We start from the raw sequence: 15,739 nt of genomic DNA on the forward strand, positions 1-15,739 counted from the left end.
CGCATGCCTATGATTGCTGGCAAAACTTCTCATGAATGATCCGGATGCCTTGGTCCAGCTTTGGTCCACCGATACTGTTCCAACGACGCGAAAAAGGAATTACTGGATAGACGCGGTCGGCCAGTCGATCGCCAAGGTCGAGATCACCATCCCCGACGATGAGCGCTTTCGGGCAGAGCTTCGGTCGCGTCAGATGGGGGTTTTGCGCATCAGCAAGACCGAGGCCAGTATCGGCGTGACGGTCCGGCGTACCGAGGCCCACATCGCCGAAGATAGTCGAGAATGCTATTTCCTTATTGGCTCATACCGCTCGGTGTGGTCGTTGGGTACCCGTGGACGTGCTGAAAGCCTGCAACCCGAAGACCTTGTTTTGTTGAGTTCGCGTCGGGAGTTCACGCTGCGCCTACCGGATGAATCAGAGGTCTTTTCGCTCAGTCTTCCAAGTCGTTGGACAAACGTATGGATAGCGAATCCTGACGATCACGTAGGAATGCGGTTGGACGCCTCAATGGGTTGGTCGCGTGTGTTGTGTGCGTTTGTTCGGCAGCTATGTTCGGAGTTTACGAACGCAGCGGCGGAGCGGCAGGGCACGCTCGTCGATCAACTCGGCGCCCTCGTCGGCCTTGCCGTGGAGGATGCTCCCAAGACGACGCGAACTGTCGCCAGAAGCATGGTTGAACAAATCAGGAAGGTTCTGCTCGACCGCCATTCTGAGTTCAACCTTACGGCTGCAGATGTGGCGGTAGAGCTAGGCATCTCCGTGCGTACCCTGTACCGGCATACTGCCGGATTGAGGATGTCGATTCCGCGGGCGATCGCCGAGATGCGGCTTGAGACGGCGAAGCGAATGCTCGCAAATCGCATGTTTCGCTCCTTGAGCGTTTCGGAGATCGGTCGCAGGTGCGGCTACAGCGATGCATCACATTTTGTCAGGCAGTTTCGTCTTTTCTGCGGGCTCACGCCCGGAGAATTTCGTAGGCAGGCCTAGATTCGCCAGCGGCATGGCTTAGAGAGCGGCGCCTCTTCTTATTGTCCGTCCTGCTGGGGCCGGATATGGCGCAACCAGGCAATCGCAGTGGCGCGGAACGGCCATCGGAGCCGTAGGTCACCTACTAGAATTTTGGCGTGTTGCAGGAGGCATTCGACTTGACTGCGGCGCGGAGGAGCGCGGGAGCTTTCGCCAGGACAACCGTGTCCGCGCCAGGTCGGTGGCCGCCGATTCCGAGGCGACAACAGCATTCCAAGCCACTTCTTTAGAGACATCACAGTGACGTTAGAGATCAGCAGTGTCGGCTTGACGCCAGCCGTTTCGAGGTACGAAGCACCCTCTACCCCTTCCAATCCCCCAATAAATGAAGCCGGCGTCCCGGAATCGGAGCCGGGAACAAGTGCTGATTCGTCGGCGACCGACACGTCGGCTGCGAAGCAGAGCCAGGATTCTGAGCCCGCCAAGAATGGTGGTGAATCGCTCGAGTCCCTCAGGGAGCAAATAGCGCAACTGGAGAAGCAGCTTGCGCAAGCGTTGGAGGAGCTGCGCGATGTTCAGACCGCCACGATGGATGAAGAGCAAAAGGCAGCAATGACGGGCGCGCTTCAAGTGAAAGTGGCGGTGCTGAACGCTTCTTTGATGTCTATGATGATGAAGCTGGCAGAGGCCATTGCCAACGAAAACGGGAAGAATTTCGAGAGCGCCGTTGCCCTGGCGGCGTCTCAGGCCAGTAGCAGCCAATCTCCCTGATCTGGGAATTGCGACTGCGGGCCGTCATCACGTCGCCCTTCTGAAGAAACCGTGGCGGCACCAGGCCCGAGCCAACGCCAGAAGGCGTTCCTGTTGCGATTACGTCTTCCGACGCCCTGTCGGCAGCGCTGGAGGCGGGGACACACCAACGCGTGCGTGGCGAGTCGGTCCAAGCCTGCGCATGAGGACTGCCGATATGCCGGCCGTGTAGCTGTTGCACAGCCGGCCACGCATTGCCTGCATCTGGCGCATCGAGATGTCCCTTACGGTCCTTCTATTTCCTTCTTTTTCTCTTTCTCTTTTTTTGCCCCATCGTAATGGGACTTGATGGCGAGAAACATGAACGTGCCCAGGACGAGGACCTTGAACGTACCGAGGACTACAGGGATCCAAAAATTCATCATTTCCTCAAAACGCTGCTTCGGCAGCTTCGTGTACGACGCGTGGGCCAGGCAAAGACAATCGAGCGGTAGCCGGGAGGGCTGGAGCGGCCAGGGCGAGCGTTATACTCCATACAAGATTTCCGAATTTTACCGATAAAATCCATACAAACAGTTGAATAGTTAGCCTTGTATGGATTTTCATCCCTCCGGAAGCGGCTCAACCCCCCTACCTCTCGTTAAGACATGTCTCTCTCCCCTCGCCTGAAAAAAGCAAACATGTCTTGGGTGCGACCTCTTGCCGCAGGCGCAGGCGCGCGTTACCAGCAGATCGCCACGCAGATCGTTACCGCGGTGGAGGACGGTGTGCTTCGGCCGGGCGACCGCCTGCCCCCGCAGCGTGAACTGGCTCAGACATTGGGCGTTGATCTGACGACGGTCACGCGTGCGTACACGGAAGTGCGCCAGAAAGGGATTCTGGAAGCGCAGGGGGCGGGGGGGACCTATGTTGCCTATTCGGGCTTGGAAACAGGCGGGACGATTGATCTCGGAATGAACATCCCGCCCTTGCTCGGCAGTGCGGCGTTTGCGCACATGCTTGCGCAAGGCAGCAGCGCAACGCAGGCAGCGGCCAGCTCGATGGATCTGATGAGCTATCACGTGGGCGCAGGGGCCCATCGGCATCGCGCCGCCGCGGCGAAATGGCTGCAGCCGATGACGGGCAGCCTGGACACTGAGCGGATCGTGGTGTGCCCTGGCGCGCAAACCGCTATTGCGGCACTGCTTCTGGCCAAAAGCCAGTCCGGCGATGCCATTGCTTGCGATGCGTTGACTTACCCAGGTTTTTTGGCCGCGGCCCGCTTGCTCCAGCGCTCGGCCGTAGGGGTGAAGTCGGATGAATTCGGCATGGATCCTGTCGACCTTGACCGCGTGTGCGAACAACATCGTCCCGCGCTGCTGTATTTGAATCCGACGATTCAAAACCCGACTGCGCTGACGCTCTCCACCGAGCGACGAATGGCGCTGCTGCGTGTGGCGGAGAAGTACGCGCTGCCCGTCATTGAAGACGATCCTTACTGGCTGTTGGCCGAGCGTGCGCCAAGCACGATGTTCTCTTTGGCTGCCAATATGTCGTCGACGCCGGTCTACTACGTGTCGACGCTATCCAAATGCATCGCGCCGGGCCTTCGAACCGCCTACCTGGTCGTGCCTGCCGATGAGCCCTTAAGTCCCGTGCTCGATGCCCTGCGTTCGCTGGCGCAGATGCCCACGCCCTGGATGACCGAAATGGCGACGACGTGGATAGCGTCGGGCGCTGCCGTTCAATGGCTGGCACAGGTCAGGAGTGAGCTGCGGCATCGACAAGCCATTGCGGCGTCGATCCTCCCGGGCGATATTCAGGCCGACCCGAATGGGCTGCACCTCTGGCTGCAGTTGCCGCGTCATATCGACTTCTACCGGCTTACCCAGACGGCGCTGCAACAAGGGTTGAGCGTCACGGACTCGGCGTCATTTTCCACGGGGTCGTTCAGCCCCTTGGCGCTGCGAGTGTCATTGGGGGGCGCCATAGATCGAGATCGGCTGACGCAGGGTCTGACCCGGTTGGCGGAGTTGCTCAAGGGCGATCTTGCCAGGCGGGTTTCACACGTGGTCTGAGTTGCCCGGACGCCCTGTGTCACGATCAGTCGTCACGACGAGTCCCAGGATTGCGCGTCAAAACGCTTCCCCCTGCCGCACCGCCAGTGCCGCCGCCGCCGCGCGGGTTTCCACGCCCAGTTTGACGTAGATGTGTTCCAGGTGCTTGTTCACCGTGCGTGGCGCCATGCCCAGGATCTCGGCGATGTCCCGATTGGTTTTTCCCTTGGCCAACCAGCGCAGTACATCGGCTTCGCGCGGCGTCAGGCCGTAGGCCGGCGCCAGCGGCGCGGTCTCCTGCAATAGCAGCAAGGTCTCGCCGCTGCGCCGTGATGCCGACAGGCTCAGGGTCAGGCGTCCGCGCGCGCTGACGATCACCAAGGGGTCGGCCGCGGGGCCGGCCGCCAGATTGCGCGCGACCCAATCCGCCAAGGGCGCCGGCAGATCCGCCGCGTCCTCGGCGCAGCCAAAATACGCCGCCAGCCAGATACGGGCCTTGCCTGTCTTCCAGATCGGCAGCCCGCGCGCATCCAGCGCCACCACGGCGCGCGCCGCCGCATCGATCGCATCGAAGGCTGCCGACAGGCTGCGCGCATTGCGCAAATGCGTGCGCAGCCTGGCCACCACCACATCCGGGTCCAGCGGCTTGGTCACGTAATCCACGCCGCCCACTTGAAACCCTTTCAGCACGTGCTCGGGATCGGTCAGGCCCGTCATGAACACCACCGGCACATCGGCCGCCGCCGGATGCGCTTTGAGGCGCGCGCAGGTCTCGAACCCGTCCATCCCCGGCATGACCGCATCGAGCAGCACGATGTCCGGCACCACGAAATCCACCCGTTCTATCGCCGACTGGCCATCGATTGCCACCAGCACCTGATAGCCCGCCGCATCCAATGCGGTGGAGAGCATTTTCAGATTGTCTGGCGCATCATCGACCAGCATGACGAGGTTTTTATCGGGCGTGGGCATGGTGACGCTGTACATGATGTTTAAGCAGCTGATTGAATTCGCTCAGTTGAAACTCGCCAGCCAGCGCCCGCAGATGCGTCGTCAATTCGCGCGCTTCGGCCCGGCGGCCTTGTATTTCTTCCAGCTTGGCCTGGATGCCCTTGATGTAGCCCATGGCCCCCAGTTCCAGCAGCGCCTCGGCATCCTCGCGCTCCAGCGCCACCCGATGCAGGTCGCCCGCCGGCTGCGCCGCTTCCACCTGCGCCACCTGCCAGTACAGCTTGAGCAGACGGCCGAGATGACTTAGCAGATCCTCATACAGCACCGGCTTGGCAATGAATGCGTCATGCCCGCGCTGCGCCGGGTCTTTCGGATCCAGCCCCAGGATGTTGGCCGACAGCATCACAATGGGCACGGCCACGCCTGCATCGCGCAGGCGCCGCAAGACTTCCCATCCGGTCATGTCCGGCATCGAGACGTCCATCAAGATCAGGGCCGGCCGCAGCGTATGCACGCAGGCCAGGCACGCGGCGCCATGCGGCGCCTCGTGCACCTCAAAGCCCAGCGGCTCCAGCAGGTCGCGCACCAGTCGCCGCTGCGAAGGCTGGTCATCCACCGTCAGGATCCGCAGCCGCTCGCCGCGATAGCCCACCACCAGCCCCGACGGCCGGGCATCGCTGCGCGGCGAGCGCACCTCCGGCAGGAACAGCTTGAGCGTGAACACGCTGCCGCGGCCGACGGCGCTGCGCACCGTCAATTCGCCGCCCATGATGCCGGTCAGCATGCGGCAGATGGTCAGGCCCAGGCCCGTGCCGGAATCGGCCTGCTCGATCGCCGCCCAGCTGCGCTCAAAAGGCAGGAAGATGCGTTCCAGATCCTCGGCCGGTATGCCCCGGCCGCTGTCCTCCACTTCGAACAACACCATGTCCGCCGCGGACTTCACGCGCATCGACACCTGACCTTCCGTGGTGAATTTCAGCGCATTGCTCAACAGGTTGATCAGAATCTGCCGCAGCCGCTTTTCGTCGATATGCACGATGGACGGCAGTTCCGCCGCTTCATAGCAGAAGGTCAGCCCTTTGAGCGTGCTCTGCGGCCGGAACATCTGCACGATCTGCTCCAGGAACTCCGGCAGGCGCAGTTCGCTGTTCTCCAGCCTGAGCCTGCCCGCCTCGATGCGCGCGATGTCCAGCAAGCCATCGATCAGGCCGATCAGGTGCTTGCCGCTGCGATGAATCACGTCGATGGCCTCGCGCCGCGCCAGCGGCAGGCCCGGGTCGCGCAGCAGGATCTGCGCATAGCCCAGAATGCTGTTCAAGGGCGCGCGCAATTCGTGGCTCATGCCGCCCATGAAGCGGCTCTTGGCCAGATTGGCGCTCTCGGCGGCTTCCTTGGCCTGCTGCAGTTGCGCGTCGGTCTGTTTGTGCGCCTCGATTTCGCGCAGCAGCAAATGGGTCTGGCGATCCGATTCCTCTTGCGCCACGCGCCGGCTTTCATGGGCCAGGACCAGCCACCACGCCGCCACGCCGCCGATCAGCAACAGGGCGGCGTACAGCTTCAGGAAGGTCGGCCGCAGACCCGAGGGGTCCAGGCCGGCCCGCGTGTGGCTGGCGACCTCCTGGTAGTAGATCAGGCCCAGAATGCCAGCCAGCAGCGCGCCCATGCCCGCCACGATCAGGAGGTAGTGGCCCAGGCGGCTATGCAAGAGCGGGGTGACCCGCGCCGGCAGCAGCCTGCTCAACACGGCCTGCACCTGATCCTTCAGGCGTCCCTGCTGTTTGCAGCGATCCTGGCAGCGGGCATCCAGCGTGCAGCACAAGGAACAGATGGCGCCGTTATAGGCCGGGCAATGGGCCATGTCGGGCTGTTCGAAGCGGTTGGCGCAGATCACGCAGACATGGTCGGATCCGGCGACGTCGACCGGCGTGCGCGCCAGGTTGTAGCGGCCCCGCGTGCGCCAGGCGATGACGGGCGCGCAGACAAAGGCCGCCAGCAAGGCCACGAAGGGCGACAAGGCCTGCGCCAGCGCGCCCGCCGTGCCCGGAAACACGCCGGCAAAGGCCAGCAGGCCCAGCGTCATGGCGATCAGCATGCTGCCCACGCCGACCGGGTTGATGTCGTACAAATAGGCGCGGCGAAACTCGATGCGTTTCGGCGACAGGCCCAGCGGCTTGTTGATCACCAGATCCGCCACCAGCGCCCCGATCCAGGCCAGCGCCACGTGCGAGAACACCGCCAGCACATGCTCCAGCGCGCCAAACACGCCCATCTCCATCAGGACCACGGCGATCAGCACGTTGAACACCAGCCACACCACCCGCCCCGGATGGCTGTGCGTGATGCGGGCAAAGAAGTTGGACCAGGCCAGTGAGCCGGCATACGCATTGGTCACGTTGATCTTGACCTGCGAGACCACCACAAAGGCTGTCACCAGCACCAGTGCCAGCCCGGGATCGCTGACGACATAGGTATACGCCGCCAGATACATGTGGGTGGGATCCCCCGCCTTGTCGGCGGGCGCGCCCAGGGACAGGGCCAGCCAGGCCAGAAAGGCGCCGCCCAGGATCTTGGCCGCGCCGGGCAGGATCCAGCCCGGACCCGCGCAGATCAGCGCGAGCCACCAGCGTCGGCGGTTGGCCGCCGTGCGTTCGGGCAGAAAGCGCAGGAAGTCGACCTGTTCGCCGATCTGCGTCACCAGCGAGGCGGCCACCGCCACCGCTGAACCGAACATCAGCAGATTGAAACTGCCGCCCCGGCCGTCATAGCCCGGAAACTGCAGGAACTCCCGCAACGCCCCGGGATCGCGAAAGGCGATGAAGGCATAGGGCAAGAGCAGCAGCACCAGCCATATCGGCTGCGTCCATGACTGCAGCCGGCTGATGAAGGTGATGCCATACGCCACCATGGGCAGGATGACCACGGCGCACAGGAGATAGCCGATGGACAGCGGCAAGCCGGTGGCCAGTTCGATGGCCAGCGCCATGATGGCCGCTTCCAGCGCAAAAAAGATGAAGGTGAAGGAGGCGTAGATCAGCGAGGTGATGGTCGAGCCGATATAGCCAAAGCCGGCGCCTCGCGTCAACAGATCCATGTCCAGGCCGTGGCGCGCCGCGTAATAGGCGATCGGCAAGCCGGTCAGGAAGGTGACCAGGGCCACGGCAACGATGGCCCAGAACGCATTGATGAAGCCATAGTTCAGCGCCAGCGCGCCGCCGATGGCTTCCAGCGCCAGGAAGGAGACGGCGCCCAGGGCGGTATTGGCGACGCGGAACTCCGACCATTTGCGAAACGACACGGGCGTGAAACGCAGCGCATAGTCTTCCAGCGTCTCATTGGCGACCCAGGTGTTGTAGTCGCGGCGGATCTTGACGATGCGTTGGGGCGCGCTGGCAGACAAGTCGGGCTCCGAGGGAGTGGGGGATACGTCATTGAACGTAGTTGCCGTTGTAACGCCCGGGAGGCAGGGCTGCCTGTACGTCAATCAACGTATGTTGCACTGCGGCATAGGCTCCTAGTATGCCCTCACCGTCCGGGCTGCGGCATGTGCCGCGCATGCTCGGTTTCCCTGGTCGTGATCCATTGAGGAGTCATCGATGTCTGGCAAAACCCCTTTTGATAATGCTCCGGAACTGCCTTCGCGCCGGCGCCTGGCCCTGGCTTTTGCCTCCCTGCCGTTGTTGGGCATACCGGCGCTGTCGCGCGCGGCCGCCCCGGCCACCTCGGCCATCAACACCACCGGCCTGGCCATTACCGACACGGAAGTCACGGTAGGCCAGTTGCACTCGGCGACCGGCACCATGGCCATCAGCGAAACGGGGTCGATCCAATCGGAGCGCCTGGCCATCGAGCAGATCAATGCCATGGGCGGCATTCTGGGCCGCAAGATCAAGATCGTCCAGGAAGACGGCGCCTCGGATTGGCCGACCTTTGCCGAAAAGGCCCGCAAACTGCTGGTCAGCGACAAGGTCGCCACGGTGTTCGGATGCTGGACGTCGGCCTCGCGCAAGGCGGTCCTGCCGGTGTTCGAGAAAGAAAACGGCCTGCTGTACTACCCGACCTTCTATGAAGGCCTGGAGCAATCCAAGAACGTCTTCTATACCGGCCAGGAGGCCACGCAGCAGATCCTGTCCAGCCTGGACTGGCTGTCGCGCGAGCAGAAGGCGCGCTCGTTCTACCTGATCGGCTCCGACTACATCTGGCCGCGCACGTCGAACAAGATCGCCAGGAAGCACATCGAGAACGTCCTCAAGGGCGAAGTGGTCGGCGAGGAATACTACCCGCTGGGCCACACGCAATTCGGCTCGCTGATCAACAAGATCAAACTGAAAAAGCCCGATGTCGTGTTCGCCGTGGTGGTGGGCGGCAGCAATGTGTCCTTCTACAAGCAGCTCAAGGCGGCTGGCGTCACCAGCGGCAAGCAGAAGCTCCTGACCATCTCGGTGACCGAAGACGAATTGCTGGGCATCGGCGGTGAAAACGCCGAGGGCTTCTGGTCGTGCATGAAGTACTTCCAGAGCCTGGACAACGCCAACAACAAGAAATTCGTCGAAGCCTTCAAGGCCAAGTACGGCGCCAATGCGGTGGTCGGCGACGTGACGCAGGCGGCCTATCTGGGCCCCTGGCTGTGGAAGATGGCGGTGGAAAAGGCCGGCAGCTTCGATGTCGACAAAGTGGTCGCCGCCTCGGCCGGCCTGGAATTCAAGGAAGCGCCCGAAGGCTACGTCAAGATCGACCCCAACCACCACCTGTGGAGCAAGACGCGCATCGCCCAGATCCGCAAGGACGGCCAGTTCGACGTGATCTTCGAAACCCCGGAGCTGATCAAGCCCGATCCCTTCCCCAAGGGCTATCAGTAATCACCTCGATCCGGGCGCCGCGCGCGGCGCCCTTTCCACTGCCGGGAGCCATCCATGGAATCCTTTTCCGATCTCGGGGCCATCCTGCTGATGCAGGGCTTCAACGGTCTATCGGTCTTCAGCGTGCTTTTGCTGATGGCCCTGGGCCTGGCGATCATCTTTGGCCAGATGGGCGTCATCAACATGGCCCATGGCGAGTTCCTGGCGGTGGGCGCCTATTGCACCTATCTCTGTTCCGAACTGGTCCAGCAGTACGCGCCCGGTCTGATGCCGGCCTACTTCTTCGTCGCCATCGCGTTTGCCTTTGCCGTGACCTTCAGCCTGGGGTGGCTGGTCGAGTGGCTGATGATCCGTCATCTCTATCGCCGGCCGCTGGACACGCTGCTGGCGACCTGGGGCTTGTCGCTGGTGCTGCAGCAAACGCTGCGCACGCTGTTCGGCCCGCGTGAAGTCAGCCCTACGCTGCCCGACTGGCTGATGGGTTCCTGGCAACCGCTGGACGGCGTGGACATCCCGATCAACGGCCTGTTCGTCATGTCCATCAGCATCCTGCTGACCGGCGGGCTGCTCTTGGCGTTGTACCGGTCGACCTGGGGCCTGCACGTGCGCGCCACGGTGCAGAACCGCGCCATGAGCGGCGCGGTCGGCATCGATACGAAGCGCGTGGACCGCGTGACGTTCTCGCTGGGTTGCGGCATTGCCGGCATTGCCGGCGCGGCCTTCACGACCATCGGCTCCACCGGCCCGACCAGCGGCTCGCTCTACATCGTCGACACCTTCCTGACCGTGGTGTTTGGCGGCGCGGCCAGCCTGTTCGGCACCATCGCGTCGGCCTTCGTCATCGCGCAGACGCAATCGATCTCGGAGTTCTTCATGACGGGGTCGATGGCAAAGGTGTTGACCCTGTCGGCCATCGTGATCATTCTGATGCTGCGCCCGCAAGGCCTGTTCAGCATCAAGGTACGCAAGTAGGGGGCGCATCATGCAGAAATTCTTTCGCAATGTCGTGGGGGGGCGCGAAGGGCTGGCCGGGCTGGCGATTCTGGCGCTGCTGCTCTTTGTGGTGTTTCCGCTCAGCCTGGACGTCTTCCGGCTCAACCTCATCGGCAAGTATCTTTCCTATGCGTTTGTGGCGCTGGGCCTGGTGCTGTGCTGGGGCTATGGCGGCATTCTGAGCCTGGGCCAGGGGGTGTTCTTCGGCTTGGGCGGCTATTGCATGGCCATGTTCCTGAAGCTGGAAGCCTCGACGCCAGAGGCCACCAAGATCCAGTCCACGCCCGGCATCCCGGACTTCATGGACTGGAACCAGCTGACCTCGCTTCCCTGGTTCTGGGTGCCCTTCAAAAGCTTCTGGTTCACGTTGATGGCGGTGCCGGTGCTGCCCTGCCTGCTGGCGCTGATCCTGGGCGTGGCCATGTTCAAGCGCCGCGTGGGCGACACCTATTTCGCCATCGTGACGCAGGCCGTGGCCCTGATTCTGTCGGTGCTCATCATCGGCCAGCAAGGTTGGACCGGCGGGGTCAATGGCATCACCGACCTGAAGACGTTGCTGGGCTGGGATATCCGCACGGACAGCGCCCGGCTGACGCTGTATTTCGTCTGCGGCGTGCTGCTGTTTGCCTGCATCCTGTTCGGCCGCTACCTGCTCTCGTCCAAACTGGGCAAGCTCTTGATGGCCATGCGCGACAAAGAGGAACGCGTGCGCTTTTCGGGGTATGACGTCGCCAGCTTCAAGGTGTTTGTCTTCTGCGTGGCCGCCGTGTTCTCCACGATAGGAGGCGCCATGTTCACCTTGCAGGTCGGCTTCATGTCGCCCTCCTTCGTGGGCATCGTGCCGTCCATTGAAATGGTCATCTTCGCCGCGGTGGGCGGGCGCCTGTCGCTGCTGGGCGCGGTCTACGGCACGCTGCTGGTCAACTTTGGCAAAAGCTATTTCTCCGAGAGTTTCCCGCAGCTCTGGCTGTTCCTGATGGGCGGCCTGTTCATTGCCGTCGTCATGGCGTTCCCCAACGGGCTGGCCGGCCTGTACCACCAATACACCCACAAGCGCCTGGCGCGCAAAGCGTCGCGCCGGCAGGCGGATGGCGCCACGGAGGCAGCATGAACCCATCAGAGTTCGCGTTGTACATCGAAGGCCTGACCGTCTCGTTCAACGGCTTTGTCGCCGTCAATGACCTGAACCTGTATGTCGACCAGGGAGAGCTGCGCGTGGTCATCGGCCCCAATGGCGCCGGCAAGACCACGCTGCTGGATCTGATCTGCGGCCGCACCAAAGCCACCGCCGGCTCCATCCGCTTCAAGGACACGGAGCTGACGGGCCTGGCCGAGTACGAAATCGTGCGCGCGGGCGTGGGCCGCAAGTTCCAGACCCCTTCCATCTATGAAACCCTGTCCGTTCGCGAGAACCTGGAAGTGTCGTTCCCGGCCGGGCGCAGCGTGCTGGGCGCGCTGACCTTCCGGCGCAGTGCGGCCGTAATCGAACGGGTCGAACAGGTGGCCGAAGAGATCTTCCTTGCCGATCACCTCGACCGCTCGGCAGAGTTGCTTTCGCACGGCCAGAAGCAGTGGCTGGAGATCGGCATGCTGCTGATGCAGGAGCCCGAGCTGATGATGCTGGACGAACCGGTGGCCGGCATGAGCGTGTCCGAGCGCGAGCGCACCGCCGAACTGCTCAATCGCATCAGCCGCAATCGATCGCTCATCGTGATCGAGCATGATATGGAGTTCGTCAAGAACATCGCGCACAAGGTCACGGTGCTGCACCAGGGCCGTGTGCTGGCCGAGGGCAGCATGGACAAGGTGCAGTCCGATCCGCGCGTGGTTGAAGTCTATCTCGGCCACTGAGGCCAGGAGGCAATATGTTCAATATCGCTGGCCTGGTGTCAGGCTATGGCCAAAGCAAAGTCATCCACGGTGTCGACATGGCCGTGGCTGCCGGTGAGATCGTCGCCGTGATGGGCCGAAACGGCATGGGCAAGACCACGCTGTTCAAGACCATGATGGGCATGCTGCCCACCATGCAGGGCTCGATCTCGCTGGACGGCAAGGCGCTCGAACGCCTGGAGAGCCATCAGCGCGTGCGCAGCGGAGTGGCTTACGTGCCGCAGGGCCGCATGATCTTCCCGACGCTGACCGTCGAAGAGAACATCCGCACCGGCATGCGCGGGCGGGCACTGCGCAACACCATTCCGGAAGACATCTACGCCCTGTTCCCGGTGTTGCACGAGATGCGCGGACGGCGTGGCGGTGATCTTTCGGGCGGGCAGCAACAGCAGCTTGCCATCGCCCGCGCTTTGGTCACCAACCCGCGCGTGCTGCTGCTGGACGAGCCCACCGAGGGCATACAGCCGTCCATCATCAAGGACATCGCCCGCAGCCTGCTGGAAATCCGCAAGCTGCGCAATCTGGCCATCGTGGTGTCCGAGCAAGTCCTGAGTTTCACCATGCAGATCGCCGACCGGCTCATCGTGATCGACAAGGGCCGCTTCGTGCACGAAGACCCGCGCGAGCGCGTTGACGAGAAGACGATCAGCAAATACCTGTCTGTCTGAAGCCGTTGTCCATCTCAAAGGAGCATGACATGCCTGAAACCCTGATCAAGGTCGACCTGGCCCAATCCCCCTACGAAAACGAAGGCGTGCACAATCGCTGGCATCCCGATATCCCCATGGCGACGTGGGTCAAGCCGGGCGATGACTTCGTGCTTGAAACCTACGACTGGACCGGCGGCGCGATCAAGAACGATGACGATGCCTCCGACGTGCGCGACGTGGACCTGTCCACGGTGCACTTCCTGTCCGGCCCGGTCGGCGTCGAAGGCGCGGAGCCCGGCGACTTGCTGGTGGTGGACTTGCTGGACATCGGCGCCAAAGACGAAAGCCTGTGGGGCTTCAATGGCTTTTTCAGCAAGAACAATGGCGGCGGCTTCCTGACCGAACACTTCCCTTCCGCGCAGAAATCGATCTGGGATTTCGAAGGCATGTTCACGACCTCGCGCCATATCCCGGGCGTGCGCTTCGCGGGCCTGATCCATCCGGGCCTGATCGGCTGCCTGCCGGACCAGGCGCTGCTGGACAAGTGGAATGAGCGTGAACAGAAGCTGATCGACAGCGATCCGGAGCGCGTTCCGCCCCTGGCCAATCCGCCGGCGCCCAAGACGGCGCATATGGGCAAGCTCAAGGGCGCCGAGCGGGATCGCGCCGCCGCCACCGGCGCACGTACCGTGCCGCCGCGCGAACACGGCGGCAACTGCGACATCAAGGATCTGTCGCGCGGTTCGCGGGTGTTCTTTCCGGTGTACGTCCAAGGCGGCGGCCTGTCGGTCGGCGACCTGCACTTCTCGCAGGGCGATGGCGAGATCACCTTCTGCGGCGCCATCGAAATGGCGGGTTGGGTGCATATGCGGGTGTCGCTCATCAAGGGCGGCATGGCCAAGTACGGCATTCGCAATCCCATCTTCAAGCCCAGCCCCATCACGCCCAACTACAAGGACTATCTGATCTTCGAAGGCATTTCGGTCGATGAAGGCGGCAAGCAGCACTATCTGGACGTGCACATCGCCTATCGCCAGGCCTGCCTGAACGCCATCGAGTACCTGAAGAAGTTTGGCTATTCGGGCGCACAGGCGTATTCGATATTGGGCACGGCGCCGGTGCAGGGCCACATCAGCGGCGTGGTGGACATTCCCAATGCCTGCGCGACGTTGTGGCTGCCGACCGAGATCTTTGAAATCGATATCCAACCCAATGCGCTGGGCGACGTGCCGCAGATAGTGCGTGGCATGGATATGCCCATCGCCAAAGACCTTTGACATTGAGGAGCCGCCATGCCGCTCTATGACTATCGCTGCCAGGACTGCGGCGAGTTCTCCGTGATGAGGCCCCTGTCGCAATGGCGCGACCCCGCGCCTTGCCCCGATTGCGGCTGCGCCTGCGAGCGCTTCGTCAGCGGCGCGCCCGCGGTCTCGGCGCTGTCCTCGGCCATGAACCGGGCGCGCGCCGTCAATGAGCGCGCCGCCCATGAACCCCGCAGCACACGCAGCGGGCACGGCATGGGGTGCGGGTGTTGCTCGGGGGGGAAGGCGACCGGAAAGACACGGCAGACTGCGGATGGGGGGAAGACCTTTGCAGGCGCGCGGCCGTGGATGATTAGTCACTGACAGGGGGAAAGGCGGATCAGTCTGGCCGCCGTTGCATCCGTTGGCTCAGCCCCATGCGGCCGGCCACGAATGCCATGGCGGCCATTTGCGCCGACATCCGCTTTCTCGACCTGACTTACGACTTCGCCAATGCCTCGATCGTGACGTCCAGAAGTGCACGCAGTCGCGCAACGCGACGTAGATCGCGGTGATAGCCTAGCCAGACATCGCGGCCCGGAGGCGCTTCGCCCAAATCGATTCGTCGAATGCCCGGCGTGACGTCGCCCAGTGGGCAGGGCAACACCGCAAAGCCCGATTTCTCGGCGCACATGCGTGCTTGAACACTACGGTTATTGCTGCCGAACACAATCCTTGCTCCCGGCAGTATCCGCTTGGCCCATTCGACGTCGGGCAACGAGCCGAATGCGCTGTCCATGCTGATCAGCGTTTGGCCGTCACCTTTCCCGCGTGACGGTGGGGCCAGATCGACGTGCCCATAAAGCGCATAGTCGATGCGCATCAGCTTGCGTTGGATGACGTCAGATTCCTCGAACGGCGTAATGCGGAACAAGAGATCCGCCTCGTGCCGAGCCAGGTTGTAAAGACGCGAATCCGTGAGCAGCTCCAGCGTGATGCCCGGATGCTGCGCCAGAAAGCGCGCGAACACGGGCGTAAGCACGTGTATGCCGAACCAGTCCGATGACGAGACCCGCAGCATTCCGCTCAGTTGGGTCTCTTTTCCGGTCAGTGCGCGGGTGAAGCCCAGCGCTTCTTCCTCCATTCGTTCCGCGTAGGCCAGCACCGCCGCGCCGTCATCGGTCAGGACAAAGCCATCGCTCGTGCGCTGAAACAGCGTGTGCCCAAGCGATTCTTCAAGCGCGCGCAACCGGCGACCCATGGTGGGCTGGGTCTGGCCTAGCTGCTTTGCCGCGCCGCCCAGGGTGCCGCAGCGGGCAATCGCCAGAAAGACGCGAACGTCGCTCCACTCCAGGCGCATGTCATTCATTTTTGTTTGACAACTGTGCAATAACGTTGATTTACA

The 15,739-nt window shown here is 62.7% G+C and carries 13 protein-coding genes; 10 read left to right on the forward strand and 3 right to left on the reverse strand.

The annotated features are described in order from the left end of the window. The first annotated feature begins 31 nt into the window (after positions 1 to 31). From ACZ50Q_RS01415 to ACZ50Q_RS01425, 3 genes are all read left to right on the forward strand, one after another. Positions 32 to 988 (forward strand): helix-turn-helix domain-containing protein, encoded by a 957-nt coding sequence (locus ACZ50Q_RS01415; protein ID WP_464080300.1) that lies wholly within the window; start codon positions 32 to 34, stop codon positions 986 to 988. 279 nt (positions 989 to 1,267) lie between these two features. Continuing rightward, positions 1,268 to 1,738 carry a hypothetical protein gene (locus ACZ50Q_RS01420; protein WP_175493086.1) on the forward strand — a complete coding sequence of 157 codons (471 nt, stop codon included), beginning with the start codon at positions 1,268 to 1,270 and terminating at the stop codon, positions 1,736 to 1,738. Positions 1,739 to 2,364: 626 nt separating this feature from the next. Continuing rightward, on the forward strand, positions 2,365 to 3,774 hold the full coding sequence (locus ACZ50Q_RS01425; RefSeq protein WP_464080301.1) for an aminotransferase-like domain-containing protein: 1,410 nt from the start codon (positions 2,365 to 2,367) through the stop codon (positions 3,772 to 3,774). A gap of 57 nt (positions 3,775 to 3,831) precedes the next feature. On the opposite strand, the gene ACZ50Q_RS01430 is transcribed toward ACZ50Q_RS01425, so the two are convergent. Then, a complete protein-coding gene (locus ACZ50Q_RS01430; RefSeq protein ID WP_464080302.1) occupies positions 3,832 to 4,725 on the reverse strand; it encodes a response regulator in 894 nt (297 codons plus the stop codon). After that, positions 4,709 to 8,101: a hybrid sensor histidine kinase/response regulator gene (locus ACZ50Q_RS01435; protein ID WP_464080303.1), complete on the reverse strand. Its 3,393-nt coding sequence runs from the start codon at positions 8,099 to 8,101 to the stop codon at positions 4,709 to 4,711. The genes ACZ50Q_RS01430 and ACZ50Q_RS01435 overlap by 17 nt, the downstream gene beginning before the upstream one ends. A gap of 196 nt (positions 8,102 to 8,297) precedes the next feature. On the opposite strand from ACZ50Q_RS01435, the gene urtA reads away from it, so the two are divergent. The 7 genes from urtA (at position 8,298) to ACZ50Q_RS01470 (ending at position 14,718) form a co-directional block, all read left to right on the forward strand. Beyond that, positions 8,298 to 9,560 carry an urea ABC transporter substrate-binding protein gene (gene urtA / locus ACZ50Q_RS01440; RefSeq protein WP_092576746.1) on the forward strand — a complete coding sequence of 421 codons (1,263 nt, stop codon included), beginning with the start codon at positions 8,298 to 8,300 and terminating at the stop codon, positions 9,558 to 9,560. 54 nt (positions 9,561 to 9,614) lie between these two features. Continuing rightward, the gene (gene urtB / locus ACZ50Q_RS01445) at positions 9,615 to 10,532 is read left to right on the forward strand and encodes an urea ABC transporter permease subunit UrtB (RefSeq protein ID WP_464080304.1); all 918 of its coding nucleotides are present in this window, start codon (positions 9,615 to 9,617) and stop codon (positions 10,530 to 10,532) included. 10 nt (positions 10,533 to 10,542) lie between these two features. Then, positions 10,543 to 11,664 carry an urea ABC transporter permease subunit UrtC gene (gene urtC / locus ACZ50Q_RS01450; RefSeq protein ID WP_464080305.1) on the forward strand — a complete coding sequence of 374 codons (1,122 nt, stop codon included), beginning with the start codon at positions 10,543 to 10,545 and terminating at the stop codon, positions 11,662 to 11,664. Then, on the forward strand, positions 11,661 to 12,404 hold the full coding sequence (gene urtD / locus ACZ50Q_RS01455; protein ID WP_076517791.1) for an urea ABC transporter ATP-binding protein UrtD: 744 nt from the start codon (positions 11,661 to 11,663) through the stop codon (positions 12,402 to 12,404). The genes urtC and urtD overlap by 4 nt, the downstream gene beginning before the upstream one ends. Before the next feature lie 14 nt (positions 12,405 to 12,418). Beyond that, on the forward strand, positions 12,419 to 13,111 hold the full coding sequence (gene urtE, locus ACZ50Q_RS01460) for an urea ABC transporter ATP-binding subunit UrtE (protein ID WP_076517789.1): 693 nt from the start codon (positions 12,419 to 12,421) through the stop codon (positions 13,109 to 13,111). Between the two features lie 29 nt (positions 13,112 to 13,140). Then, a complete protein-coding gene (gene fmdA, locus ACZ50Q_RS01465) occupies positions 13,141 to 14,370 on the forward strand; it encodes a formamidase (protein ID WP_092576736.1) in 1,230 nt (409 codons plus the stop codon). A gap of 63 nt (positions 14,371 to 14,433) precedes the next feature. Further along, complete coding sequence (locus ACZ50Q_RS01470; protein ID WP_464081938.1) at positions 14,434 to 14,718, forward strand: zinc ribbon domain-containing protein; 285 nt, start codon at positions 14,434 to 14,436, stop codon at positions 14,716 to 14,718. Between the two features lie 115 nt (positions 14,719 to 14,833). Here the strand turns inward: ACZ50Q_RS01470 and ACZ50Q_RS01475 are convergent, their stop codons facing one another. Continuing rightward, entirely contained in the window at positions 14,834 to 15,703 is an 870-nt protein-coding gene (locus ACZ50Q_RS01475) for a LysR family transcriptional regulator (RefSeq protein WP_464080306.1), read from the reverse strand. Between the last annotated feature and the right edge of the window lie 36 nt (positions 15,704 to 15,739).

The sequence above is a fragment of the Achromobacter sp. T5-5 genome, assembly GCF_055397965.1.

Excerpts from the sequence above, each read along its gene's own strand:
- ACZ50Q_RS01415 (WP_464080300.1), top strand. The coding sequence starts at position 32 with ATGAATGATCCGGATGCCTTGGTCCAGCTTTGGTCCACCGATACTGTT.
- ACZ50Q_RS01425 (WP_464080301.1), top strand. The coding sequence starts at position 2,365 with ATGTCTCTCTCCCCTCGCCTGAAAAAAGCAAACATGTCTTGGGTGCGA.
- ACZ50Q_RS01430 (WP_464080302.1), bottom strand. The coding sequence starts at position 4,725 with ATGCCCACGCCCGATAAAAACCTCGTCATGCTGGTCGATGATGCGCCA.
- urtA (WP_092576746.1), top strand. The coding sequence starts at position 8,298 with ATGTCTGGCAAAACCCCTTTTGATAATGCTCCGGAACTGCCTTCGCGC.
- urtB (WP_464080304.1), top strand. The coding sequence starts at position 9,615 with ATGGAATCCTTTTCCGATCTCGGGGCCATCCTGCTGATGCAGGGCTTC.
- urtC (WP_464080305.1), top strand. The coding sequence starts at position 10,543 with ATGCAGAAATTCTTTCGCAATGTCGTGGGGGGGCGCGAAGGGCTGGCC.
- urtD (WP_076517791.1), top strand. The coding sequence starts at position 11,661 with ATGAACCCATCAGAGTTCGCGTTGTACATCGAAGGCCTGACCGTCTCG.
- urtE (WP_076517789.1), top strand. The coding sequence starts at position 12,419 with ATGTTCAATATCGCTGGCCTGGTGTCAGGCTATGGCCAAAGCAAAGTC.
- fmdA (WP_092576736.1), top strand. The coding sequence starts at position 13,141 with ATGCCTGAAACCCTGATCAAGGTCGACCTGGCCCAATCCCCCTACGAA.
- ACZ50Q_RS01470 (WP_464081938.1), top strand. The coding sequence starts at position 14,434 with ATGAGGCCCCTGTCGCAATGGCGCGACCCCGCGCCTTGCCCCGATTGC.
- ACZ50Q_RS01475 (WP_464080306.1), bottom strand. The coding sequence starts at position 15,703 with ATGAATGACATGCGCCTGGAGTGGAGCGACGTTCGCGTCTTTCTGGCG.